Source organism: Candidatus Similichlamydia epinepheli, assembly GCF_003056015.1.
The window spans coordinates 1-2,058 of sequence record NZ_PPEU01000108.1 but is presented as its reverse complement, the minus strand read 5'-3'; the positions used below and the strand labels follow the sequence as shown (position 1 = coordinate 2,058).

The window sequence follows — 2,058 nt, the reverse complement described above, 5'->3', positions numbered from 1 at the left end:
TTACGATAGGAGATACCGTTATCTCTCTAAAGAAGAGATAGCAGCTAAGGAAGAATCTGGGGAACCATTCGTCATTCGTCTAGCCGTCCCTTTGGAGCTTATAGTAAGGTACATTGGCGGATTGCCTGAAGAGCCTTTTGGAGTAGCAAGCTACTATTTATGTGAAGAAATGCAGATTGGAGACATGATTGAAGCAGAAATTCGATCTTCAATTTTTCATGATATTCATACACACAACCATCCTGTTATCTTTCTTACAGCAGGTGTAGGAATAGCGTCCTTCATTGGGTGGATTTTTGAAAGATCCATTGATAAAAAGTCTTCTTGGCTAATTTTTGGTGATAGAGATGAGAGAGAAGATTTCATATATCAGGAAACTTGGATACAATTGTCGCTCTCTTCCCATTTTAAATTTTCAACAGCTTTTTCAAGAAAAAGCTATTCCAAACCTCCATGCCGTCTAGAACACTTGGTAATGGCTCAAGGGGATTATATTTGGGATTGGATTGAGCAAGGAGCCTTAGTTCTAATTGCAGGATCAATTCCGATGGGACAATCACTAATAAATGCTCTTCAGGCATTATCAAAAGATAAGGGCAATGAGTCATGGATGTCAAAGGCCATTGATTCGGGACAATTTCGACACGAGCTATATTGAAATTTGAAGCACGAACAACCTATTTGGAAACAGATTCAAAAGAAAAATATTCGTACTTTTGAGGAGCTATCTTCTTTTCTGTCTCCCGAACAGATGAGTCTATTTGAACAAAATAAGCGATTCCCATGTAACCTTCCTATTAGACTTGCTAATAGGATCGACAAAGAAAAAGTATACGATCCAATACTACTTCAGTTTTTGCCGACAAAGGAAGAATCTCTTTCTTACCGAGGGTTTTCACCTGATCCTCTACAGGAAAAAAATTTCCTCAAGTCTCCTAGATTGCTTCAAAAATATCATGGAAGAGCTCTTCTTCTTCTAACTAGCGCATGTGCCATGCATTGTCGTTACTGTTTCCGTAGTCAATTTGATTACGCAAATTTTTCATACGATTTCACAGAAGAATTGAAAATTATACAACAAGACATCTCCATAGAAGAAATTATTTTCAGTGGTGGAGATCCGCTATCCCTATCAGACAGATCACTTAGAAAAATTTTAGAACAAGTTTCAACTCTCAAACAGATTCGTCGTATTAGATTTCACACTAGATTCCCAGTAGGCATCCCAGAGAGATTAAACAAAGAATTCCTGCAATTGATTGCAAGCTTTCAAAACAGATTTCAGTTCTGGTTCTTTATCCATATCAATCATCAAAATGAGCTGGGAGAAGATCTTTTCAAAGCTATTATGGGCATTCAAAAACTTGGTATTCCTGTAGGGACACAAACAGTCCTGTTAAAGAAAGTGAATGATTCATCAAAGACATTGTCCTCTCTTTTTACACAGGTCATTGACAGAGGTATTTTCCCCTACTATCTCTTTCAATTAGACCGAGTGTCTGGATCAGAACGATTTGAAGTCTCTATAGACAAGGGGCTCATCATCATAGAAGAACTAAAAAAGATCCTCCCTGGGTACGCTGTTCCAAGATATGTGCAAGAGATCCCAAATCGTCCTTATAAAGAGGCTCTGATAAAAAGTTCTTTTGCCTTACATGCGATCGACCAGATCTATTCCTAAAAGTCGAAGAGAAAGGCTTAAAAGATCAGCTGTCATTCGACAAATAAATGATCTTTCCTTTTCTCTAGTGGAACCTTCTACCCTGCAATCTCTTACAAAGCTATTAAACTGCTTAGCAACCTGATACGCATAATCTGCCAAGAGATGAGGTGTTCTCAGTTCAACTACCCTTTTCACAACATCAGAAAATTCTAATAACAAAAGAACAAGATCTCTCTCCTCTTTGCAATCCAAATTGCTCAAATCATGAATTTCAAACTGACTAGAAACTTTTCGTAAGATACTCAAAGCTCTCACACGTGAATAGAGAATGAAAGGTGCGGTCTTTCCATCAAATTGGAGCATCTTGTCGTAAGAAAAACGATAATCGTGAATGC

The 2,058-nt window shown here is 37.9% G+C and carries 3 protein-coding genes; 2 read left to right on the top strand and 1 reads right to left on the bottom strand.

Annotated features, from left to right (window positions below; all coding sequences use genetic code 11):
- Both GCCT14_RS04590 and GCCT14_RS04585 read left to right on the top strand, forming a co-directional pair.
- Window positions 1-658 (top strand): ferredoxin reductase domain-containing protein (locus GCCT14_RS04590; protein WP_157952622.1); only part of this gene is annotated, 658 nt, incomplete at its 5' end.
- 3 nt (window positions 659-661) lie between these two features.
- Window positions 662-1,681 (top strand): KamA family radical SAM protein, encoded by a 1,020-nt coding sequence (locus tag GCCT14_RS04585; protein WP_108624412.1) that lies wholly within the window; start codon window positions 662-664, stop codon window positions 1,679-1,681.
- Here the strand turns inward: GCCT14_RS04585 and GCCT14_RS04580 are convergent.
- The coding region (locus GCCT14_RS04580) for a DALR anticodon-binding domain-containing protein (RefSeq protein WP_275655989.1) at window positions 1,652-2,058 on the bottom strand (407 nt) is incomplete at its 5' end. The genes GCCT14_RS04585 and GCCT14_RS04580 overlap by 30 nt on opposite strands.